Here is a 23,174-nt window from a genome sequence, read left to right on the forward strand (position 1 = left end):
AATCATACGGTCTTGCCTTCCCGAAGGAAGAAGTAGACCAAACTTGGCTCAAGGTTCAAACGTCTCAAAAAATCAGCCGATATGGCTTCTTTTGACGAGTCGCTTGCCTTGAAGTATCGGTGACTGACCACCCCTTCATCGACAAGCGCCCACATGAATTATCTGATCGATTGTTAAAGAGCAGCTCCGGGCTCTATAAAGAGTGGAGCATCCCGCATCGGCCTGGCCGTTCGGCCGGCGCCCTGCGAGGAAGGCGTATTCTACTGAATCGGCAGTAAATGTCAACCCTTGCTGTTAGCGCTTGCCGTTGATGACCGGGCAAACCAGCGGCGAGTTGAACGCCGATCGAGTGGAGGAGCATTTTACCGTTTCCGACTGTCTTGTCAATGCCGATCGATTCAAGCGAACCGAAAAACCTTAACGAAAACAAGTGCTTCCAACACCCTACACCGCTTCCGACGTTTGCTCATCGGCGGCAGCGGATGCGTACTCTACGGACTATCGCGGAGCGACACAACCCCTTTCTTGCAAAAAGGTGAATGAGCGGTTGTGGATAGATGACAGGGGCGAGGGCTGTGGATAACCAGGCCCCGCATACGACAACGCCCGCACGAGGGCGGGCGTTTCGGACGCAAGCACAAAGCCATAAAGCGAGACCGGAGCTATCTGCGCATAGAACGAAGAAGCCGACAGTATCGCCCTGGCTCGCTGAATAACTACTCGGCTTGTACGATATAGCAAGTCACCGACCAGCGAGAGGCTTGATCCCCCTCCCCCTTCTCGACGTCCAACCGACAGGTGAGCTCCCCACAAACGCCGATCACAATGAGCGCGACACGTTGAGTGATAAAAACCAAGGTCAGCGGCAAGCGTTCGCCACCACACTACAGGAGAGGCAGGAATGTTGACTGTCGCCCAGCATAAGAGGGCCAGACACACAAAACCCGCCCTCAAGAGGACGGGTTGAAATATGGCGCGCCCTGGAGGATTCGAACCTCCGACCCTCTGATTCGTAGTCAGATACTCTATCCAGCTGAGCTAAGGGCGCGTATCAAGATTGTGCTTGGCTAAGCAGAACGTGTTTGCCTAACCAATAACCTGCGGAACATGGTATTTCCGCTGGCAGGAAGATGGCGCGCCCTGGAGGATTCGAACCTCCGACCCTCTGATTCGTAGTCAGATACTCTATCCAGCTGAGCTAAGGGCGCGTGCTTTAGCATTACATCTTCATTGTGATGATGAAACTGCGACAACTCGCAGCTGAATGGCGGAGAGAGAGGGATTCGAACCCTCGATGGGGCTATAAACCCCATACTCCCTTAGCAGGGGAGCGCCTTCAGCCACTCGGCCACCTCTCCCTCATCAACACGGCGCGTATGTTACCGTTTCTGAAGGTATTTGTCCAACCCTTCTGGCAACTTTTTTGCGCTTTCGTGATCAGATCAGGCCTGAGACTCAGTATCAGCTCTGAATCACGATTTGCTGGGACTCGAACGCGCTATAAGCATCGCTTCTGCAACCCAGCGGCGATAGCCTACCACACTTTATCGGCCATCGCTTCCCTACAAGGCCACCTTCTTTCTCACTTCCCCCTTGAAAGCCAAAAGGCGATACAAGGCGATACCACTAAGCGACACGAGGGGACCCTAGAGTACCAGGAGTTACAGTGTCGGTTCTGGCTCGCCGTCTTCATCTGTCCTCTCGCGCTGAATGCGCTGATAAATTTCTTCACGATGCACTGCAACGTCTTTGGGAGCATTCACGCCAATGCGTACCTGATTCCCTTTCACGCCCAGCACAGTCACGGTGACTTCATCACCAATCATCAAGGTTTCGCCGACACGGCGGGTCAGGATGAGCATGACCGATCTCCTTTTCAGACTTCTCTTGCAACGGGATACGCACGCTTGTGGCCATGCGAAGCAAGATTATGCGCGAGACATGGCTTCAAGCCAAACGTCCCCTCCTATGCACATCGCTCACGGCCCGTGTATGTGGCCACCACCGATGGCAGTGACCACCCTTATAGCGTAGCGAAAGTGCTAGGCGCTACCAACCAGGATCACTCCTGCTCGATGTCGTCCTTGTCCAGACCAAACGCCTTGTGCAGGGCACGCACGGCAAGCTCCATATGCTTCTCGTCGATGACCACGGAGATCTTGATCTCCGATGTAGAGACCATACGGATGTTGATATTCTCGTCTGCCAGCACACGGAACATCTTGGAGGCAATGCCTGCGTGGGAACGCATGCCAACGCCGACCAAGGACACCTTGGCGATGTTGTCATCGCCGCGCAGGTCGCCGCCACCCAGATCCGGAATCACCTGATCCTTGAGGATCTTCATGGTCTGCTTGTAATCGCCCTTGCCGACCGTAAAGGTAAAGTCAGTGTAGTCGCCAGCCGGCGCCACATTCTGGACGATCATATCGATTTCGATATTGGCATCCGCGATCGGCCCAAGGATCCGCGAAGCCACACCCGGGACATCAGGGGTGTTGAGCAGAGTCAACTTGGCTTCGTTGGAGGTAAAAGCAATACCGGAAATCAGCGGTTCTTCCATGGAATCCTCTTCGTCATCTGAATCAGCAATGATCAGGGTTCCGCTGCCGCCATCCTCGAAGCTGGAGAGCACGCGCAGCGGCACGTTGTACTTGCCGGCAAACTCGACGGCGCGAATCTGCAGGACCTTGGAGCCGAGGCTTGCCAATTCAAGCATTTCCTCGACGGTGATGGTCTCGAGCCGACGCGCCTTGGAGCAGACCCGGGGGTCAGTAGTGTAGACGCCGTCGACATCAGTATAGATCTGGCACTCATCGGCCTTCAGCGCCGCAGCCAGCGCCACGCCGGTCGTATCGGAGCCGCCACGACCGAGGGTGGTGATATTGCCCTCCTCGTCGACGCCCTGGAAGCCAGCCACCACGACCACTTGGCCATCATCCAGATCGGCCTGGATTTCATCGGTCTCGATCCGCTGGATACGGGCCTTGGTATAGGCACTGTCGGTCTGGATGCCGACCTGGGCGCCGGTATAGGACGTCGCCTGCACACCCAGCTTCTGCAGGGCCATGGCCAGCAGCGAGATAGTGACCTGCTCGCCGGTGGACACCAGCATGTCCAACTCGCGTGGCGTTGGCTCGTCGTTGATCTGACTGGCCAGATCAACCAGGCGATTGGTCTCGCCACTCATCGCCGAGACCACGACAACAACCTGGTGACCGTTGTCGCGGAAGCGTTTGACCTTCTCGGCCACAGCCTTGATGCGCTCGACCGAGCCCACCGAGGTGCCACCGAATTTTTGGACGTATAGCGCCATATGCGATTGCCTTGAAGTAAAAGGATGAAAGGAAAGAATGCGTTATTGGGCGGGCAAGCTCGGACATGCAAACAAAGGGGGCGGAACACACCGCTCACGGCCCCTGCCAGCGGCTTACCCCAGCTGTGCCTCTACCCAGGCTGGCACACTGGCCAATGCTTCGGGGAGGGCCGCGGGGTCGCTACCGCCGGCCTGCGCCATATCGGCACGGCCGCCGCCCTTGCCGCCCACCTGGGAGGCAACATGCTTGACCAGGTCGCCCGCCTTGAGGCGCCCGGTCAGGTCATTGGTCACACCGGCGATCAAGCTGACCTTGCCGCTGTCGGCATCGGCCACGCCGAGCACCACTACGCCAGAACCTAACTTCTGTTTGAGCTGGTCCAGCACGGTGCGAAGCTCTTTACCGGAGACACCTTCGAGCTGCTTGGCGATCAGACGCACACCAGCGACGTCCTGCACCTCACTCAGCATGTCGTTACCGGCGCTGCTGGCAAGCTTGGCCTTGAGGCGCTCGAGCTCTTTCTCGAGGCTACGGTTACGTTCGAGTAGCGACTCTACCCGGCTTTCGACCTGCTCGGGCTTGGCCTTGAGTCGTTCACCGACTCGTGCAAGCTGCGCTTCCTGATTCTGGAAGTATTCAAGCGCCGCTTCGCCGGTAATAGCCTCGATGCGGCGCACGCCGGAAGCGATACCGGTTTCGGTGACGATATGGAAACAGCCAATATCACCACTGCGCGCCACGTGAGTCCCGCCGCACAGTTCTACCGAGAAGTCGTCGGCACCAATGGTCAGTACCCGCACGTCGTCAGCGTACTTGGCCTCGAACAGTGCCGCCGCCCCCTTGGCCTTGGCCTCATCGAGGGTCATGTTCTCGATTTGCGTGGGCGCGTTGGTCAGCACCTGGGCATTGACGATGGCCTCGATCTCGGCAAGCTCCGCGGGGGTAACCGCCTCGAGGTGGCTGAAGTCGAAGCGCAGCCGCTCGGCGGTGACCAGCGAGCCTTTCTGCTGCACATGATCGCCAAGCACCATACGCAGCGCCTGGTGCAACAAGTGCGTCGCCGAGTGATTGCGCACGGTGGCGGCGCGCAGACTGGCATCGACGGTCGGCGTCACCACGGCGCCTACCTTGAAGCCACCCTCGACCATCAGGCCCTGATGCAAGTGATGACCGGCCTGCTTCTGGGTGTCGGTGACCTGGAAACGGCCGCCATCAACCACAAGATAGCCGGTATCGCCCACCTGGCCGCCGGACTCGGCATAGAAAGGCGTACGGTCGAGTACCACGACACCCTTCTGGCCTTCTTCCATCGCCGCCAGTTCGTTGCCTTCTGTATCGACCAGGGCCGTAATCCTGGCCTGGTCCTCGAGGCGATCATAGCCAGTGAAGGCGGTCTCACCGTCAAGCTCCAGGGTGATGCCATAGTCGGCACCGAACTGACTGGCCGCCCGAGCCCGCTCACGCTGTGCTTCCAGCGCCACCTGGAAGCCGTCCTCATCCAGCGACACGCCGCGTTCGCGGCACACATCGGCCGTCAGGTCATAGGGGAAACCGTAGGTGTCGTAGAGTTTGAACACCGTCTCGCCAGGGAGCACATCGCCTTCCAGCCCGTCCAGCCCGTCCAGCGCCTCGGTCAAAAGGCCCATCCCGTGGTCCAGAGTGCGCGCGAACTGTGCCTCTTCCTTGGCCAGCACGGTCTCGATCTGGGCGCGAGCCTGGCGAAGCTCTGGGTAGGCCTCGCCCATCTCGGCGTCAAGCGCCGCTACCAAGGTATTGAAGAAGCTACCCTCGGCGCCAAGCTTGTGACCATGGCGAACCGCGCGGCGGATGATCCGGCGCAGCACGTAACCGCGCCCCTCATTGGAGGGCATCACGCCATCAACGATCAGGAAGGCGCAGGAGCGGATATGGTCGGCGATCACGCGCAGCGACGGCGCGCTGGTATCGGCGTGACCGGTGGCGTCAGAAGCGGCCGCCAGCAGACGCTGGAAGAGATCGATCTCGTAGTTCGAATGCACGCCCTGCAGCACGGCGGCGATGCGCTCGAGGCCCATGCCGGTGTCGATGGACGGCTTGGGCAACGGGTTCATGGTGCCGGCGGCGTCGCGGTCATACTGCATGAAGACCAGGTTCCAGATCTCGATGAAGCGATCGCCGTCTTCTTCCGGGCTACCGGGAGGACCACCCCATACCTCGGGGCCATGATCGAAAAAGATTTCCGAGGAGGGGCCGCAGGGGCCGGTATCGCCCATCTGCCAGAAATTATCCTCGTCGAGCTTGGAGAAGCGCTCGGGGTCGATGCCGATCTCGTCTTTCCAGATGCGCTCTGCTTCGTCATCACTTACGTGGACGGTGACCCAGAGCTTGTCCTTGGGCAGTCCCAGACGCTCGGTCAGAAAGGTCCAGGCAAACTGGATCGCCTGGCGCTTGAAATAGTCACCGAAGCTGAAGTTGCCGAGCATCTCGAAGAAGGTGTGATGCCGCGCGGTATAACCGACGTTATCCAGGTCATTGTGCTTACCACCGGCGCGCACACAGCGCTGCGCCGAGGTGGCACGCACATAGGGTCGCGGGTCGCGTCCCAGGAAGACGTCTTTGAAGGGCACCATGCCGGCGTTGGTGAACAGCAGGGTGGGGTCGTTATCCGGCACCAGCGAGCTGGACGGCACGATGGAATGTCCCTGCTCTTCGAAGAAGGTCAGAAAGGCCTGTCTGATCTCTGCGCTTTTCATATCAAGTCCGTGGCGTTAAGCGTGTTGACGCTGCGGGCGAGCGGCCGCCGGAGCGGACCGACACGGCACGCCGGTGTCGTCGAAAACCTTGGAGTATAACGAGTCGGCGGGAAACTTTCAGGGGGGATAGTGCGCTAGAAGGCGTCGTTATCGTCCCAGGCATGGGCCAGGGCATGTTTAAGCTGGTCGAAATCGAAACCACGGCCAGCGAGAAATCGCTCGCGCTTGGCTCGCTCCTTGGGGGTCTCGCCCGGGCCGCTGAAGCGCCGGGCGAGGGTCTCGGCGGCAAGCGTAAACCAGTCGACCTCGGCCTCAGTCAGGGCCTCGTCGACCGTCTCGCGCGCCGCACCGCGCTGGTCGAGTTCGGCGCGCACCTTGCGTGGCCCCTGGCCCCGCTGAATGCGTGAGCGCACAAAGTGTTCAGCGAAGCGTGCATCCGATTGCAGGCCCTGCTCGGCCAGGTCATCAAGACATACCGCCACCTCGGCGGCGTCATGGCCCTTGGTCGCCAAGCGAGACTCGAGCTCGTGACGCGAATGCTCTCTTCGCGCCAGCAGACGAATGGCATCATCACGAGGCGAGGGCTGATCGCCGTTTTCGCCTCGCGGGGTGTTGGCGGACCCGAACGCCATGGATCAGGCCTTGTCGTCGAGCTCGCCGTCGGCTACCGCTTCGCCTTCGGCCTTGTCATCCTTCGGCTCGGCCTGGGTCAGCAACTGGGCGCGGATCTGGCTCTCGATCTCTTCCATGATCGCCGGGTTGTCCTCGAGATGCTGAGCGGCATTGGCCTTGCCCTGGCCGATCTTGCTGCCCTTGTAGCTGTACCAGGCGCCGGCCTTGTCGACGAGATTGCACTGCACGCCCAGATCGACCACTTCACCGGCGTGGTAGATCCCCTTGCCGTAGAGAATCTGGAACTCGGCCTGACGGAACGGCGGCGCCACCTTGTTCTTGACGACCTTGACACGAGTCTCGTTGCCGGTCACTTCGTCGCCCTGCTTCACCGAACCGGTACGACGGATGTCGAGGCGCACGCTCGAGTAGAACTTCAGGGCGTTACCGCCGGTCGTGGTCTCGGGGCTGCCGAACATCACGCCGATCTTCATGCGAATCTGGTTGATGAACACCACCATGCAGTTGGCGTTCTTGATATTGCCGGTGATCTTGCGCAGCGCCTGGGACATCAGGCGCGCCTGCAGGCCGACGTGGGAGTCGCCCATCTCGCCTTCGATCTCGGCCCGCGGCGTCAGCGCCGCTACCGAGTCGACGACGATCAGATCGACGCCGCCGGAGCGCACCAGCATGTCGCAGATTTCCAGTGCCTGCTCGCCGTTGTCCGGCTGGGAGACCAGCAGGTCATCAAGATTGACGCCAAGCTTCTCGGCGTAACTCGGATCCAGCGCGTGCTCGGCATCGACGAAGGCGCAGGTCTTGCCCTGCTTCTGGGCCTGAGCGATCACCGACAGGGTCAGGGTGGTCTTGCCCGACGACTCCGGCCCGTATATCTCGACCACCCGGCCCAGCGGCAGGCCGCCGATGCCAAGCGCGATATCAAGCCCCAGCGACCCGGTGGAGACCGATGGCATGGTCACGCGCGGCGCGTCGCCCAGGCGCATCACGGTGCCCTTGCCGAACTGGCGGTCGATCTGGCTGAGCGCCGCGTTCAGTGCCTTGGCGCGATTGTCGTCCTGTGCCATGAATGGCCTCCTGGAGTCATCAAAGAAAAACGATGTGTTCTGAATACTGAATCGTGGGTACAGCACCTAAATACTGTATGACTACACAGTATTATGGAGAAAAAAAACCGTCGCGCCTACCGCTAGAGGGACTTTTCCTGCGACGCCTGAGCCCCCTCAAGCCGTTCGATCAGCCCGGCGAGTGCCGCCCGCAGCGCCTGCTCGCGTACCGCGTGGCGATCACCGCCAAAGTGATGGCATACCGCCCATTGAGTGACGGCATCTCCCCAGGCCAGCCATACCGTGCCGACCGGCTTGGCCTGGCTGCCGCCCCCCGGCCCCGCCACGCCGCTGATGGCGACAGCCAGATTCGCGCCGCTGTCGCGACAGGCCCCAGCCACCATCGCCTCGACCACCTCACGACTGACGGCCCCATGCGTGGCAAGCGTCGCCTCAGGCACGCCCAACTGGCGGGTCTTGGCCGCGTTCGAGTAGGTGACATAGCCGGTCTCGAAATAGGCCGAGCTGCCCGCAACCTCGGTGATCGCGTGGGCAACACCGCCACCGGTACAGGACTCAGCAGCCGTCACGGACACCCCGCGCGCCTTGCAGGCCTCACCCAGGCGAGTGGCGAGCGCGAGCGTATCGCAGTCTTCAAGCGTCGAAGGAATAGCCGGCATCTTGCCTCCGTGGTGGTGAGCAGCGCAATCGGACAGCGCCTGACGAGACGAGCATGAGCGGGTAGAATATCGCCTTTTGCCGGCCCCTGACGAGTCACCCGTTGCAGCGTCGCCATGCTTCGCTTTCACATCCAGCCGTGCCCGCATGCCCGCCCGCATTCCAGAGTAACCAAGGAAGCCAATGACACAGGCCAGCGCCCAGCACACCCCGATGATGAGCCAGTTCCTGAAGATCAAGCGCGAGCACCCCGAGGTGCTGCTGTTCTATCGCATGGGGGACTTCTATGAACTGTTCTTCGACGACGCCAAGCGCGCCGCCAAGCTTCTTGACATCACCCTGACCCAGCGTGGTCAGTCGGCGGGCAAGCCGATCCCCATGGCAGGGGTGCCCTATCACAGCGCCGAGGGCTACCTGGCGCGCCTGGTCAAGGCCGGCGAGTCGGTGGCGATCTGCGAGCAGATCGGCGACCCGGCCACCAGCAAGGGGCCGGTGGAGCGCAAGGTGGTGCGCATCGTCACCCCAGGCACGCTCCATGATGAGGCCCTGCTCGACGCCAACCGCGACAACTTGGTACTGGCCGCGCACCCCAAGGGCGAGACCTGGGGCCTGGCTTGGCTGGAGCTCTCCAGTGGCCGCTTCAGCGTCCTCGAGGTCGAAGGCGAGGCCGAGATGCTCGCCGAGGTACAGCGCCTCGACCCGGCCGAGTGCTTGATCGCCGACGGCCAGGACCTGCCGCCCTCGCTTGCCGAGCGTCGTGGCCTGCGTCGCCAGAGCGATTGGCTGTTCGATCTGGAATCGGCGACACGCACCCTGTGTGACCAGTTCGCCGTCCAGGACCTGCGCGGCTTCGGCTGTGCCCACCTCGAGGCGGCCATGACCGCCGCCGGGGTATTGATCGACTATGCCCGAGACACCCAGCGCTCCGCGCTGCCCCACGTCACCGCCATTGGCGTCGAGAACCGCGATGATGCCGTAGTGATCGACGCCGCCAGTCGACGCAATCTCGAGATCGATACCAACCTCGGCGGCAGCAGCGACAACACCCTGGCGAGCGTGCTGGACACCACCGCCACCGCCATGGGCTCGCGCCTGATGAAGCGTTGGCTGAACCGTCCCCTGCACGACCGCCCCCGGGTACTGGCCCGCCAGGCAGCCGTCGCACTGCTTTACCACAATGAAGCCTTTCTGCCCCTTCGTGATGACCTGAAAGCGATCGGCGACGTCGAACGTATACTTGCCCGCATCGCACTGCGCAGCGCTCGCCCCCGGGATCTGGCCCGGTTACGCGATGCCCTGAACGCCCTGCCCGGTCTCGAGGCGAATCTCTCGGGCTTCGATGAAGGAACGGCGCTCGACGAGCTCAAGCGCCATATTCATCCCTACCCGACGCTTGCCGAGACACTGAGCCGGGCGCTGATCGATAACCCGCCGGTGGTGATTCGCGATGGCGGCGTGATCGCCGATGGCTTCGACGAGGAGCTCGACGAGCAGCGCGGCCTTGCAGAGAACGCCGGCGACTATCTGATCAAGCTGGAAACCCGCGAGCGTGAACGCACCGGCCTTGCCGGTCTCAAGGTCGGCTACAATCGAGTGCATGGCTACTACATCGAGATCCCGCGTGCCCAGGCGCGTGAGGCCCCGGCGGACTACATCCGCCGCCAGACCCTGAAGAACGCCGAGCGCTTCATCATTCCCGAGCTCAAGGAATTCGAGGACAAGGCGCTGTCGGCCAAGTCCCGGGCCCTGGGTCGCGAAAAGCTGCTCTACGAGTCACTGCTCGACACCCTGGGCGCCGAGCTCGATACCCTGCAGCACACAGGCCGGGCACTGGCCAGCCTCGACGTGCTGGCAAGCTTTGCCGAACGTGCCCAGGCGCTGGATTTCGTGCGCCCGACGCTCACCGAGGCGCCCGGCATCAACATTCAGGGTGGACGCCACCCGGTGGTCGAGCACGTAAGCGAAGCGCCCTTCGTGCCCAATGACCTGGCACTGGACGATACGCGGCGCATGCTGGTGATCACCGGCCCCAACATGGGCGGCAAGTCGACCTACATGCGTCAGGCGGCACTGATCACCCTGCTGGCCCATACCGGCAGCTTCGTGCCCGCCGATGCCGCCGAGATCGGCCCGGTTGATCGCATCTTTACCCGCATCGGCTCCTCGGACGACCTGGCCGGTGGTCGTTCGACCTTCATGGTCGAGATGACCGAGACCGCCAACATCCTGCACAACGCCAGCGACAAGAGCCTGGTGTTGATGGACGAGATCGGTCGCGGCACCTCGACCTTCGATGGTCTGTCGCTTGCCTGGGCCAGTGCCGAGCACCTGACGCGCTCACGGGCCTTCACGCTGTTCGCCACTCACTACTTCGAGATGACCGCTCTGCCCGATCAGGCGCCGGGCGTGGCCAATGTTCACCTGACCGCCGCCGAGCACAAGGATGGCATCGTCTTCATGCACCGAGTGGAAGACGGCCCGGCTAGCCAGAGCTATGGCCTGCAGGTCGCCCAACTGGCAGGAGTGCCCCAGCATGTGATCGCTCGCGCCCGCGAGAAACTCGCCGTGCTCGAGCAGCAGGAGATCGATCAGGGCCAACGCCAGACACCCCTGGCCGACCCGGCATCGGCGGGCGGACCAAACGCCGCGTCTGCTGCCCCCGCACCGCGTCAGGACGATCTGTTCGCCAGTACGCCACACCCGCTGCTCGACGAACTGGCCGGTCTGGATATCGACGGCCTGAGTCCGCGCCAGGCCCTGGAGCTGCTCTATGCCTGGCGGGAAAAAGTCTAGCCATGCCGATATTTACCCGCCACGGGGGCAACTGGCCTGGCCGTTGACAACAGGACTGACACAGACGCTGCGCGCCGGATGGACGAAGAACGCCGCATAACGGGCATGGATTCATGCCGAAACGTTCTTCCCCCCGGCCGCTGCGATGACTTGCTGGCCCTGCACGCCACGACTAGAATATTGCCCCATTAGAATAGCGGCTTCTAATGATCAAGCCGCTTATAACTAGATTTAGCACACGACTCCATCAGGCTCACGGCATATCACCGAGACCCTGACAGCTAACGATCGAGGAAGACCCATGACATTCGTCGTCACCGAGAACTGCATTAAGTGCAAGTACACCGACTGCGTGGAGGTCTGCCCGGTAGACTGCTTCTACGAAGGTCCCAACTTCCTGGTCATTCACCCCGACGAGTGCATCGATTGCGCCCTGTGCGAGCCGGAATGCCCTGCGGAGGCCATCTTCTCCGAAGACGAACTCCCCGAGGGGCAGCAAGAATTCATCGAGCTCAACGCCGAGCTGTCCGAGGTCTGGCCGAACATTGCCGAGAAGAAGGACCCGCTGCCTGACGCTGAAGAGTGGGACGGCAAAAGCGACAAGAAGGAATTGCTCGAGCGCTGAGACCCCGCCATCAACGATGGCCGACAGGCGTAGTCCACGAAAAAGGGGCCGGCGATTTCTCGCCGGCCCCTTTTTATGGCCGGATTATGGCCAGAACGCTCTACATAGAACGTGATCCGCAGAACCTTGTGCCCACAACGCTATGTGAGGTTGCAGAGACTTTTCCCACACGCATAAAAAAAGGCGACCCGAAGGTCGCCCGCTCCTAGCCGTTTCCTTGAGCATGTCCCTATGCCCGCTTCCTCGGGTGACTTCCCTGCCCGGGAACGACATCCTGTCGCACCAAGCGCACCCGTCTACCATCCCGTTGCATCCTGCCGGGAAAGCGTCCTGCTTTCCCACATCCCAAGCGTATTGTGGCACCTATAGCGATGTTCTCAAGTCGACCCATATAGGGAGAAAGCACTAGCCAACACATGTTGAAATAAATATTTTTATTTATTTTCAATGACTTAAAAACAACAAGGTAAGCTAAGAGTGATCATTTATTGATCGACATCATGTTTTTCGGGGCAAAGTTGTCGGCAATCTCTTACACGCAATGAGGATATGGTCGGCATCTCCCCCTTGCGGATGCGCTCAAAACCGCCGCCCGATACGAAAAAAGGCGCCCGCAGGCGCCTTTTCCACTCATCTTTCCAATATCACAGGTCATCACCGACCCATGCGGATGTCAGCCTTGACCCTTGATGGCAGACAAGCCCGGATAGTGCACGGCCTCACCCAGCTGCTGCTCAATCACCAGCAGGCGGTTGTACTTGGCGACGCGGTCGGAACGGCACAGTGAACCGGTCTTGATTTGGCCCGCCGAAGTCGCCACAGCCAGATCGGCGATGGTGGTATCTTCAGTCTCGCCGGAGCGGTGAGAAATCACCGCGGTGAAGCCGGCATCCTGCGCCATCTTGATCGCATCCAGCGTCTCAGAGAGCGAGCCGATCTGGTTGAACTTGATCAGGATGGAGTTGCCGATCTTCTCATCAATGCCACGCTTGAGAATGCGAGTGTTGGTAACGAACAAATCATCCCCGACCAGCTGAACCTTATCGCCCAGCTTGTCGGTGAGCGCCTTCCAGCCGGCCCAGTCGGATTCGTCCATGCCGTCTTCGATGGAGACGATCGGGTACTGGTCGGCAAGCTTTGCCAGGTAGTCGACGAAACCGGCCGCATCAAAGCTCTTGCCTTCACCCGACAGATCGTACTGACCATCCTTGAAGAACTCGCTGGACGCACAGTCAAGCGCCAGCGTGATGTCGCTGCCAAGCGTATAACCGGCGTCAGACACCGCCTGCTTGATCACCGCCAGGGCCTCGGCATTGGAGGCAAGGTTCGGCGCGAAACCGCCCTCGTCACCCACTGCAGTGGAAAGACCACGCGCCGCCAGCACTTTCTTCAGGGCGTGGAAGACCTCGGCACCCATGCGCAGGCCTTCACGGAAGCTCGGCGCACCCACCGGCTGAATCATGAACTCCTGGATATCGACGTTGTTATCGGCATGCTCCCCGCCGTTGATGATGTTCATCATCGGCACCGGCATCAGATACTTGCCCGGCGCACCGAAGAGCTCGGCGACATGGGCATAGAGCTCGATGCCCTTGGCGCTGGCGGCGGCCTTGGCGGCGGCCAGAGAGACGGCGAGGATAGCGTTGGCGCCGAGGCTTTCCTTGTTCTCGGTGCCATCGAGCTCAAGCATGGCGTTATCCAGCGCACGCTGATCCAGCGCATCGAGGCCCGTCAGCCGTTCACGGATCGGGCCATTGACGGCCTCAACAGCCTTCAGCACACCCTTGCCCAGGTAGCGAGACTTGTCGCCGTCGCGCAACTCCAGCGCTTCGCGAGAGCCGGTTGACGCGCCACTCGGTGCGCAGGCCACACCCTTGGCGCCGCTTTCCAGCACCACTTCGGCCTGCACGGTGGGGTTACCGCGTGAATCCAGCACCTCGAGGGCGCGAATTTCGACAATCTTGGTCATGATGTCTCGTCCTTAATTAATGCTAAGCGTTGATCCAGTCGACTTGTCTGGAGGGAATCACGGCTCCGCTCGAAAACTGTCGTCTATCCGGCACGTCATTCAAGGCATCAGGCGCCCGAAAGCCGGGTCATGCGGCCTGCCGCCACCCGTGCCTCGATCAGGCAATCGTCAGTGCAGGGAAGCCCTTGACCAGGTCATCCAGCGCCTTGAGCTGAGCAAGGAACGGCTCGAGTTGATCTAGCGGCAAGGCACAGGGACCGTCGCACTTGGCATTGTCCGGGTCCGGGTGGGCTTCGAGAAAGATCCCGGCGAGCCCCACCGCGACACCGGCACGGGCAAGCTCGGCGACCTGGGCACGACGGCCATCAGCGCTGTCGGCACGCCCGCCTGGGCGCTGCAGGGCATGCGTGACATCGAAGAAAAGCGGATAGCCGGTGGCCTTCATGTCACCGAAGCCGAGCATGTCGACCACCAGGTTGTTGTAGCCGAAGCTCGAGCCTCGCTCGCAGAGGATCAGGCGCTCGTTGCCGGCTTCCTCGCACTTGCGCACGATGTGGCGCATCTCGTGAGGCGCCACGAACTGCGGCTTCTTGATATTGATCACCGCGCCGGTCTCGGCCATGGCTACCACCAGATCGGTCTGACGGGCCAGGAAGGCGGGCAACTGAATGATATCGGCGACCTCGGCCACCGGCTTGGCCTGCCAGGGCTCGTGAACGTCGGTGATCACCGGCACGTTGAAGCGCTCTTTGACCTCGGCGAGGATCTCGAGGCCTTTCTCCAGGCCCGGCCCGCGATAGGAGTGAATCGAGCTGCGATTCGCCTTGTCGAAGCTTGCTTTGAAGACGTAAGGGATGCCGAGCTTAGTGGTCACCTCGACGTAGCGCTCGGCGACCTCCAGAGCCATGTCGCGAGACTCGAGCACATTCATGCCGCCAAAAAGCGACAGCGGCAAGGCGTTGCCGGCCTTGTGGCCGGCAAACTCGATGGTTTTCTGCGATTCGCTCATCTGCTGTCCTTAGCCCTGCGGCTGGGCCTGCGCATGCTGCCGGGCACGTGCCTGCTTCTGCTCGAGAGCCGCTTGCACGAAGCCCGAAAACAGCGGATGGCCATCGCGGGGCGTGGAGGTAAATTCCGGATGGAACTGGCAGGCCACGAACCAGGGATGGTCCGGCAGCTCGACCATCTCGACCAGCGACTGATCGACGCTCTTGCCGGAAATCACCAGACCGGCCTCTTCAAGCTCGCCGATGAACTGGTTGTTGACCTCGAAGCGGTGGCGGTGGCGTTCGACGATCTCATCGTTGCCGTACGCCTCACGCGCCTTGGAGCCCGGCTTCAGATGACAGATCTGGCCGCCCAGACGCATGGTGCCGCCGAGATCGGAGGCCGCATCACGCAGCTCGATCTTGCCCTCGGCATTCAGCCACTCGGTGATCAGACCGACCACGGGGTGCTTGGTGTCGTGAGTAAACTCGGTGGAATTGGCATCTGCCCAGCCCGCCACGTGGCGAGCGAACTCGATCACCGCGACCTGCATGCCGAGGCAGATACCTAGGTAGGGAATCTTCTGCTCACGGGCGAAGCGAGCCGTGGCGATCTTGCCTTCCACGCCGCGCTCACCGAAACCGCCAGGCACCAGAATGGCATCCTTGCCCGCCAGCCGCTCGGGACCATGGCGCTCGATATCCTCGGAATCGATGTAGTCGATGTTGACCTTGATGCGGTTCTGGATACCGGCGTGGGTCAGCGCCTCGTTCAACGACTTGTAGGCATCCAGCAGCTCCATGTACTTACCGACCATGGCGATGTTGACCGACTTCAGCGGGTTGAGCTTGGCGTCCAGCACGCGGATCCACTCATCCAGCTCAGCATCGTTGGCTTCCAGACGCAGCTTGTCGCAGACGATCTCGTCGAGGCCGTGCTCATGCAGCATCAGCGGGATGCGGTAGATGGTATCGGCATCCTGCAGCGGCACCACCGCCCGCTCTTCGACGTTGGTGAACAGGGCGATCTTGCGACGCTCGGTTTCCTCGAGCTCGACTTCACTGCGACAGATCAGAATATCCGGCTGGATACCGATCGAGCGCAGCTCCTTGACGCTGTGCTGGGTCGGCTTGGTCTTGGTCTCGCCGGCCGTCTGGATGTAAGGCACCAGTGTCAGGTGCATGAAGATGGCGCGATTGGCCCCCAGCTCGCTTCTGATCTGGCGGATCGACTCGAGGAACGGCAACGACTCGATGTCGCCGACCGTCCCGCCGATCTCGACCAGCGCCACATCGAAGCCTTCGCCCCCGGCATAGACCCGACGCTTGATCTCGTCGGTGATATGCGGAATCACCTGCACCGTGCCGCCCAAGTAGTCGCCGCGACGCTCCTTGCGCAGGACATGTTCGTAGACACGACCGGTGGTGAAGTTGTTGCTCTGGGTCATCTTGGTGCGGATGAAGCGCTCGTAATGGCCCAGATCCAGGTCGGTCTCGGCGCCATCCTCGGTGACGAATACTTCGCCATGCTGGAAGGGGCTCATGGTGCCCGGATCGACGTTGATGTACGGATCCAGCTTGAGCATGGTGACCTTGAGACCGCGGGCCTCGAGAATCGCCGCCAGCGAGGCGGACGCGATGCCCTTGCCGAGAGAGGACACAACGCCGCCGGTCACGAAGATATATCGTGTCATGGAGAACCTGTCGAAACGTGATCAGAAGGCGCGGCAGGAAACCGCACCAGGATGGGACGACAGAGTAGCAGAATCGCCTTGGCGGCTCAATTTGCCATGCGCGCCATCGCTAAGGCGGTTTTCCCCGCCAGGAGCACACGTCCTTTTCCGGGAGGAAAAAGACGTGTCGCGCTGACCTGTCACCGTTGCCGGCTGAAAAAAACAGCCGTCTGTCGTTCAGACTTCCAGGTAGTCGAGGATACCCTCGCCGGCCTGGCGGCCCTCATAGACCGCGGTCACAACGAGGTCTGAGCCGCGCACCATGTCACCGCCGGCAAAGACCTTGGCGTTACTGGTCTGGAAAGGATAACGACCATGCTCCGGTGCCGTGATCAGGCCCCGCTCATTGGTATCGATATTGCTGGGCTCGAGCCAGTCGATATCGGTCGCCTGGAAGCCAAAGGCAATCACCACCGCATCCGCGGGCAGCACTTCCTCGGAGCCCGGTACGACTTCAGGACGCTGGCGGCCGTTTTCGTCCGGCTCACCCATGCGGGTGCGTACCACCTTGACGCCCTCGACCTTGTCTTCACCGATCACCGCCACCGGTTGACGGTTGAAGAGGAACTCGACGCCCTCTTCGCGGGCATTGGCCACCTCACGCTTGGAGCCCGGCATGTTTTCCTCGTCTCGACGATAGGCGCAGGAAACGCTGGCCGCGCCCTGACGAATCGATGTCCGGTTGCAGTCCATGGCGGTGTCGCCGCCACCCAGCACGACGACCCGCTGGCCCTCGAAGGAGACATAGTCAGAGGCGTTTTTCTCGAAGCCCAGGCAGTGATTGACGTTCGCCACCAGGAAGTCCAGCGCCTTGTGCACACCCGGCAGATCTTCCCCAGGGAAGCCGCCCTGCATGTACTTGTAGGTACCCATGCCGAGGAAGACCGCATCGTAGTCCTCCATCAGCTCATCGATGGTGATATCGGCACCGATCTCGACGCCCAGACGGAATTCCACGCCCATCTCCTCGAAGACCGCCCGCCGACGCTCCATCACGCTCTTCTCGAGCTTGAACTCGGGAATGCCGAAGGTCAGCAGACCGCCGATTTCCGGGTACTTGTCGAACACCACCGGGGTCACGCCATTACGCACCAGGATATCGGCACACCCGAGACCTGCCGGCCCGGCACCGACGATCGCCACGCGCTTGTCGGTCTTTTCGACCTGCGACATATCAGGCCGCCACCCCATGGCGAAGGCAGTATCGGTGATGTACTTCTCAACCGAGCCGATGGTCACCGCACCAAAGCCGTCATTGAGGGTGCAATCCCCCTCGCAGAGACGATCCTGCGGACACACTCGGCCGCATACCTCGGGCAGCGAGTTGGTCGCATGCGACAGCTCGGCGGCCTTCAGGATATTGCCTTCGGCCACCAGCTTCAGCCAGTTGGGAATGTAGTTATGGACCGGGCATTTCCACTCGCAATAGGGGTTGCCGCAACCCAGACAACGGTCCGCCTGGCTGGCGGCTTCGCTTGGCTGGTAGGGCTCATAGATCTCGGCAAACTCCCGCGAACGGGTGCGCGCCGGCTTCTTCTGCGGGTCATGGCGACCCACGTCGATAAACTGGAAATCGTTATGCTGAAGACGCTCTGCCATTGTCGTCTCTCCTCGAAAACTGGAAGGTCAGGGCGGAGCCAGTGATACTGGCTCCGCCGGGACGCGGCCGCCGGAACTCGGTCTGTGGGGCCGCTGCCGGGACGTCGCTTACTCCGGCCGCCGCCGAGACTCGGCGAGCAGACTGCCAAGACTCGCGGCCTTGGGCTTCACCAGCCAGAAGTGGCGGATGAAGTGGCCGAAGTCCTCGAGTATCTCTTCACCGCGCGCTGAGCCGGTGGTAGCGACATAGTCCTCGATGACCTCCCTCAGGTGGCGCCGGTACGCCTCCATTGCCTCGGTGTTGATCCGGTGGATTTCCACCAGCTCGTGGTTGTACTTGTCGACGAAGGTACGGTCTTCGTCAATGACGTAGGCAAAGCCGCCGGTCATGCCCGCGCCAAAGTTGACGCCGGTCGCGCCAAGCACCGTGACCAACCCGCCGGTCATGTACTCGCAGCAGTGATCCCCGGCACCCTCGATGACCGCAGTGGCACCGGAATTGCGCACCGCGAACCGCTCGCCGGCGGTGCCAGCGGCGTAAAGCGTGCCGCCGGTAGCGCCATACAGGCAGGTATTACCGATGATGGCCGTCTTGTGACTCTCGAAGTGGCTGCCGGCCGGCGGCACGATGGTGATCGAACCACCGTTCATGCCCTTGCCGACATAGTCGTTGGCATCGCCTTCGAGATACAGGTTCAGACCGCAAGCGTTCCACACCCCGAAGCTCTGCCCCGCCACGCCCTTGAAACGCGCAGTAATAGGCGCGTCTTCGAGACCGGCCTCACCATAGCGCTTGGCGATGGCCCCGGAGGTCATGGCCGCCACACTGCGATCACAGTTGGTGATGGTGAAATCGAACTCGCCACCGGATTTCTCGTCGATCGCCGAGCGTAGCGCCTCCAGCACCTCCAGGTTCTTGGCACCCGGGTCATGGGGCACGTTGCGATTGACGTGGCAGAACTGGGGAGCACCAGCCGGCACGTGGTCGTTCTCAAGCAGCGGCGTCAGGTCGAGCTTGCGCTGAGCGCTGGTCTGGCCCTCGAGCACCTCGAGCAGATCGGTGCGTCCGATCAGATCGGTGAGCTTGCGCACCCCGAGCAGCGACATCAGTTCACGCACTTCCTCGGCGATGAAGCGGAAGTAGTGCTTGACCATGTCAACGGTGCCGCGGAAGTGTTCGTCACGCAGGAACTGGTCCTGTGTCGCCACACCGGTCGCGCAGTTGTTGAGGTGACAGATACGCAGGTACTTGCAGCCCAGCGCGACCATTGGCGCGGTGCCGAAGCCGAAGCTCTCGGCGCCGAGAATCGCCGCCTTGACCACATCGAGACCGGTCTTCAGACCGCCATCGGTCTGCAGGCGGATCTTGTCACGCAGGCCATTGATGCGCAGCGCCTGGTGAACCTCAGGCAGGCCGAGCTCCCAGGGGCTGCCTGCATGCTTGATCGAGGTCAGCGGGCTCGCCGCGGTCCCCCCGTCATAGCCTGACACGGTGATCAGGTCGGCATAGGCCTTGGCCACGCCGGTGGCGATGGTGCCGATGCCGGGCTCGGAGACCAGCTTGACCGACACCTGGGCGTCCGGGTTGACCTGCTTGAGATCGAAGATCAGCTGCGCCAGGTCCTCGATCGAGTAGATATCGTGGTGCGGCGGCGGCGAGATCAGCGTGACGCCGGGGACCGCATAGCGTAGCCGGCCGATCATCTCGTTGACCTTGCCACCGGGCAGCTGACCGCCTTCACCGGGCTTGGCGCCCTGGGCGACCTTGATCTGCAATACTTCGGCATTGACCAGGTAGGTCGGCGTAACACCGAACCGCCCAGAAGCGATCTGCTTGATCTTCGACGAGCGGATGGTGCCGTAGCGCGCCGGATCCTCGCCCCCTTCGCCGGAATTGGAGCGGCCGCCGGTCTCGTTCATTGCCTGAGCCAGCGCCTCGTGGGCCTCCGGTGACAGGGCGCCGAGCGACATACCGGCACTATCGAAGCGCGGAATCAGTTCATCCGTGGTCTCGACTTCCTCGAGTGGCACCGGCTCGGCGGCAGGCTTCAAGACCAGAAGATCGCGAATGGTGGCCACCGGGCGCTCGTTGACCAGGCCAGCGAACTTCTTCCACTTCTGATAATCGCCCTGCTGGACCGCCTCCTGAAGGGTGGTCACCACATCGGGGTTGTAGGCGTGGTATTCCTTGCCATGGACATACTTGACCAGACCGCCCTGGTCAATGCTCTTGCGTGGTGTCCAGGCCCGGCGAGCCAGCAGTTCCTGCTGCATTTGCAGCTCGCTGAACCCAGCCCCCTGAATGCGCGATGCCATGTTGGTGAAGCACAGATCCATCACCTCGTCGCCAAGACCCACTGCCTCGAAAAGCTGGGCGCCGCGATAGGACGCCAGGGTCGAGATCCCCATCTTGGAGAGGATCTTGAACAGGCCCTTCTGCAGCCCCTTGCGGTAGTTCTCGCGCGCATCCGCCGGATTACCGGTCAATTCACCGGTGCGGTGCATGTCGGCCATCACATGGTAGGCCAGGTAGGGATAGACCGCCGTGGCACCGACCCCGAACAGCACGGCCATCTGGTGGGCGTCGCGGGCATAGCCGGTCTCGACGACCAGGTTGACCCGCGGACGCAGCGCCTTCTGTCCCAGATGGTGGTGCACGGCACCCACGGCAAGCGCCGCCTGGATCGGCAGCTGGCCTTTCTTGAGGCCGGCATCACTGAGTACCAGCACGACTTTGCCGCTGCGAGCAGCATCGGCGGCCTGGCGACACAGCACCTGAATGGCCTGTTTGAGCCCGGTGGTCTCGGGATCATAGGCAAGCGACAGGGTCTGACTGGCGAACGCCGGGTCGTCCTGACTGATCAGCGCGGTAAACTTGCGCGGTGAAAGCACAGGCGTGGTCAGAATCAAGCGATGTGCGTGCTCGGGCGTTGCATCGAAGACGTTAAGCTCAGCACCGCAAATGGTCTCCAGCGACATCACGATGGCTTCGCGCAGCGGATCGATCGGCGGGTTGGTGACCTGAGCAAATTTCTGGCGGAAGTGGTCGGTGAGCAGGCGCTCATGGCCCGACAACACCGCCATGGGCGTATCGTCGCCCATCGAGCCCACGGCTTCCTGACCACTTTCGGCCAGTGGGCGCAGCAACTGGTCACGCTCCTCGAAGGTGATCTGAAAGAGCTTCTGGTGGACATTGAGCTCATCGGTGCCCATGGGCTGGAAGCGGGCCAGCTCGGTCAGGGCGGATTCCAGATAGTTGGCCTCGTCCTTGAGCCAGCGACGATAGGGAAACGCCGACTTCAAACGGTTGTCGATGTCTTCGGTGTGCAGAATCTCACCGGTCTGGGTGTCGATCCCCAGCACCTTGCCGGGCCCGACGCGCCCCTTGGCCACTACATCTTCAGGCCGGTAATTGTAGGTACCGATCTCGGAGGCAAGGGTAATATAGCCGTTCTTGGTGATGACCCAGCGGGCCGGACGCAGGCCATTGCGATCCAGCATGCAGACGGCGTGGCGACCATCGGTCATCACCATGCCGGCGGGGCCGTCCCAGGGCTCCATGTGCATGGAGTTGTATTCATAGAAGGCGCGCAGATCGCCGTCCATGGTCTCCACGTTCTGCCAGGCCGGCGGCACCATCATGCGCACGGCGTTGTAGATGTCCATGCCCCCGGCCATCAACACTTCGAGCATGTTATCCATGCTCGATGAGTCAGAGCCGGAAGTATTGACGATCTCGTCGAGCTCGGCGATCTCGGGCAGCCGATCACTGACGAAGTTCTCCTTGCGCGAGTTGGCCCAGCCGCGGTTGGCCTCAATGGTGTTGATCTCGCCGTTGTGCGCCAGCAGGCGAAACGGCTGCGCCAGTGGCCAACGCGGGGCAGTATTGGTCGAGAAGCGCTGGTGGAAGACACAGATCGCGGTCTCGAGCCGCTCGTCATTCAGATCCTGATAGAAGGTGGGCAGGTCCACCGGCATCATCAGACCTTTATAGGACACCACCTGAGAAGACAGCGAACAGACATAGAACTCGGGTTCGCGAGACAGCTTCTCCTCGGCGCGGCGCCGTGCCATGAACAGGTCCACGCCAAGGTCGGCCTCGAGACGGTCGTCCCCAGCAGAGACGAAGACCTGACGAATACGCGGCAGACAGTCGAGTGCCATCGGGCCACAGACGCTCGGGTCGGTGGGCACTCTGCGCCAGCCATGTACGGTCAGGCCACGCGCTTCAAGCTCACCGTCCAGCACCTCACGAGCAGCCTGCTCGCGGGCATCGTCGTCGGGCAGGAAAATGCTGCCCACGGCAAAGCCCTCACCCAGCTCGACGCCCAGTGACTCCCGAGCCACGGCCCGCATGAAGTCGACAGGCATCTTCAGCAGCAGGCCACAGCCGTCACCGGTCTTGCCATCGGCGGCGATACCGCCGCGATGCGTCATACAGGTCAGCGACTCGATAGCGGTCTTGAGCAGGTCATGGCTGGCCTGTCCTTCCATGTGCGCAATCAGGCCGAAGCCGCAGTTGTCGCGAAATTCATCGGGCTGGTGGAGACCTTGTCTCATGGGCGCACCTCATCAATATCAGTAGTCTTGTGTCCAGATGGCTTCTGCGATATCTTTATTGGTTTTTCTTTTCCCACATATCGCTGATACATGCCGGTTTCTGGCGCCAAAAAAGGCCGTCCAGCATAGCCATCCCCCTCTTCCGGCGCAATTCCCTGCCCGCCCAGACCGAAAAAAAATCGCCTGAAATCGGCACCTTAGCGAACCAGTCAAGCAAAAAACCCTGACAGGTCAACTACTTGGCCATGCCTGACGTACAGAGTCAGCAATAGTAGACTTTAGTCGAAAAAGGAAGCTCAATGGCATGCCAATCATGCATAAGGCATGCGTATTCCTTTATGCCGGACGACACCCACGCATCGCCACATTGATGCGCCTGATCATTCGCTCCCGGAAGCAGCCAGTAATGTGTTGCCCCGCCGACGCCTCTCGACACCTTTGTCTGCAAAGGTCTGTCTTGCCAAGCGCCTGCCTTTAAAAACCGCGCCCCAACGACGTAACGCGCT

13 protein-coding genes and 3 tRNA genes are annotated in these 23,174 nt (G+C 61.4%); 2 read left to right on the forward strand and 14 right to left on the reverse strand.

Annotated features, from left to right (window positions below; translation table 11 throughout):
* Window positions 1-971: 971 nt before the first annotated feature.
* The 9 genes from HF027_RS06025 to HF027_RS06065 form a co-directional block, all read right to left on the reverse strand.
* A tRNA-Arg gene (locus HF027_RS06025) sits at window positions 972-1,048 on the reverse strand.
* Between the two features lie 83 nt (window positions 1,049-1,131).
* Window positions 1,132-1,208: transfer RNA gene (locus tag HF027_RS06030), tRNA-Arg, on the reverse strand.
* 57 nt (window positions 1,209-1,265) lie between these two features.
* A tRNA-Ser gene (locus tag HF027_RS06035) sits at window positions 1,266-1,358 on the reverse strand.
* Between the two features lie 303 nt (window positions 1,359-1,661).
* A complete protein-coding gene (csrA, locus tag HF027_RS06040) occupies window positions 1,662-1,862 on the reverse strand; it encodes a carbon storage regulator CsrA (protein ID WP_168013867.1) in 201 nt (66 codons plus the stop codon).
* A 200-nt stretch (window positions 1,863-2,062) separates the two neighbouring features.
* Window positions 2,063-3,316, reverse strand: coding sequence for an aspartate kinase (locus tag HF027_RS06045; protein ID WP_168013868.1), 1,254 nt, complete (start codon window positions 3,314-3,316; stop codon window positions 2,063-2,065).
* A 114-nt stretch (window positions 3,317-3,430) separates the two neighbouring features.
* Window positions 3,431-6,049 (reverse strand): alanine--tRNA ligase, encoded by a 2,619-nt coding sequence (gene alaS, locus HF027_RS06050; RefSeq protein ID WP_168013869.1) that lies wholly within the window; start codon window positions 6,047-6,049, stop codon window positions 3,431-3,433.
* A gap of 134 nt (window positions 6,050-6,183) precedes the next feature.
* Window positions 6,184-6,681: a regulatory protein RecX gene (locus HF027_RS06055; RefSeq protein ID WP_168013870.1), complete on the reverse strand. Its 498-nt coding sequence runs from the start codon at window positions 6,679-6,681 to the stop codon at window positions 6,184-6,186.
* A gap of 3 nt (window positions 6,682-6,684) precedes the next feature.
* Window positions 6,685-7,746 (reverse strand): recombinase RecA, encoded by a 1,062-nt coding sequence (recA, locus tag HF027_RS06060; protein WP_168013871.1) that lies wholly within the window; start codon window positions 7,744-7,746, stop codon window positions 6,685-6,687.
* A 122-nt stretch (window positions 7,747-7,868) separates the two neighbouring features.
* Window positions 7,869-8,405: a CinA family protein gene (locus HF027_RS06065; RefSeq protein WP_168013873.1), complete on the reverse strand. Its 537-nt coding sequence runs from the start codon at window positions 8,403-8,405 to the stop codon at window positions 7,869-7,871.
* Between the two features lie 181 nt (window positions 8,406-8,586).
* Between HF027_RS06065 and mutS the strand changes: the two genes are divergently transcribed.
* Entirely contained in the window at window positions 8,587-11,196 is a 2,610-nt protein-coding gene (mutS, locus tag HF027_RS06070) for a DNA mismatch repair protein MutS (RefSeq protein WP_168013875.1), read from the forward strand.
* Window positions 11,197-11,497: 301 nt separating this feature from the next.
* Entirely contained in the window at window positions 11,498-11,821 is a 324-nt protein-coding gene (gene fdxA, locus HF027_RS06075; protein WP_136255602.1) for a ferredoxin FdxA, read from the forward strand.
* A gap of 673 nt (window positions 11,822-12,494) precedes the next feature.
* Here fdxA and eno read toward each other — a convergent pair.
* The 5 genes from eno to gltB form a co-directional block, all read right to left on the reverse strand.
* A complete protein-coding gene (gene eno / locus HF027_RS06080) occupies window positions 12,495-13,790 on the reverse strand; it encodes a phosphopyruvate hydratase (RefSeq protein WP_168013877.1) in 1,296 nt (431 codons plus the stop codon).
* Between the two features lie 157 nt (window positions 13,791-13,947).
* The gene (gene kdsA / locus HF027_RS06085) at window positions 13,948-14,799 is read right to left on the reverse strand and encodes a 3-deoxy-8-phosphooctulonate synthase (protein WP_168013879.1); all 852 of its coding nucleotides are present in this window, start codon (window positions 14,797-14,799) and stop codon (window positions 13,948-13,950) included.
* 9 nt (window positions 14,800-14,808) lie between these two features.
* A complete protein-coding gene (locus HF027_RS06090; RefSeq protein ID WP_168013881.1) occupies window positions 14,809-16,470 on the reverse strand; it encodes a CTP synthase in 1,662 nt (553 codons plus the stop codon).
* A 216-nt stretch (window positions 16,471-16,686) separates the two neighbouring features.
* Window positions 16,687-18,108 carry an FAD-dependent oxidoreductase gene (locus HF027_RS06095; RefSeq protein ID WP_168013883.1) on the reverse strand — a complete coding sequence of 474 codons (1,422 nt, stop codon included), beginning with the start codon at window positions 18,106-18,108 and terminating at the stop codon, window positions 16,687-16,689.
* A gap of 108 nt (window positions 18,109-18,216) precedes the next feature.
* On the reverse strand, window positions 18,217-22,668 hold the full coding sequence (gene gltB, locus HF027_RS06100; protein WP_168013885.1) for a glutamate synthase large subunit: 4,452 nt from the start codon (window positions 22,666-22,668) through the stop codon (window positions 18,217-18,219).
* Between the last annotated feature and the right edge of the window lie 506 nt (window positions 22,669-23,174).

The organism is Halomonas salinarum (assembly GCF_012062845.1).
GTDB lineage: Bacteria > Pseudomonadota > Gammaproteobacteria > Pseudomonadales > Halomonadaceae > Onishia > Onishia salinarum.

Excerpts from the sequence above, each read along its gene's own strand:
- HF027_RS06095 (WP_168013883.1), bottom strand. The coding sequence starts at position 18,108 with ATGGCAGAGCGTCTTCAGCATAACGATTTCCAGTTTATCGACGTGGGT.
- mutS (WP_168013875.1), top strand. The coding sequence starts at position 8,587 with ATGACACAGGCCAGCGCCCAGCACACCCCGATGATGAGCCAGTTCCTG.
- alaS (WP_168013869.1), bottom strand. The coding sequence starts at position 6,049 with ATGAAAAGCGCAGAGATCAGACAGGCCTTTCTGACCTTCTTCGAAGAG.
- eno (WP_168013877.1), bottom strand. The coding sequence starts at position 13,790 with ATGACCAAGATTGTCGAAATTCGCGCCCTCGAGGTGCTGGATTCACGC.
- recA (WP_168013871.1), bottom strand. The coding sequence starts at position 7,746 with ATGGCACAGGACGACAATCGCGCCAAGGCACTGAACGCGGCGCTCAGC.
- kdsA (WP_168013879.1), bottom strand. The coding sequence starts at position 14,799 with ATGAGCGAATCGCAGAAAACCATCGAGTTTGCCGGCCACAAGGCCGGC.
- fdxA (WP_136255602.1), top strand. The coding sequence starts at position 11,498 with ATGACATTCGTCGTCACCGAGAACTGCATTAAGTGCAAGTACACCGAC.
- gltB (WP_168013885.1), bottom strand. The coding sequence starts at position 22,668 with ATGAGACAAGGTCTCCACCAGCCCGATGAATTTCGCGACAACTGCGGC.
- HF027_RS06055 (WP_168013870.1), bottom strand. The coding sequence starts at position 6,681 with ATGGCGTTCGGGTCCGCCAACACCCCGCGAGGCGAAAACGGCGATCAG.
- HF027_RS06065 (WP_168013873.1), bottom strand. The coding sequence starts at position 8,405 with ATGCCGGCTATTCCTTCGACGCTTGAAGACTGCGATACGCTCGCGCTC.
- HF027_RS06090 (WP_168013881.1), bottom strand. The coding sequence starts at position 16,470 with ATGACACGATATATCTTCGTGACCGGCGGCGTTGTGTCCTCTCTCGGC.
- HF027_RS06045 (WP_168013868.1), bottom strand. The coding sequence starts at position 3,316 with ATGGCGCTATACGTCCAAAAATTCGGTGGCACCTCGGTGGGCTCGGTC.
- csrA (WP_168013867.1), bottom strand. The coding sequence starts at position 1,862 with ATGCTCATCCTGACCCGCCGTGTCGGCGAAACCTTGATGATTGGTGAT.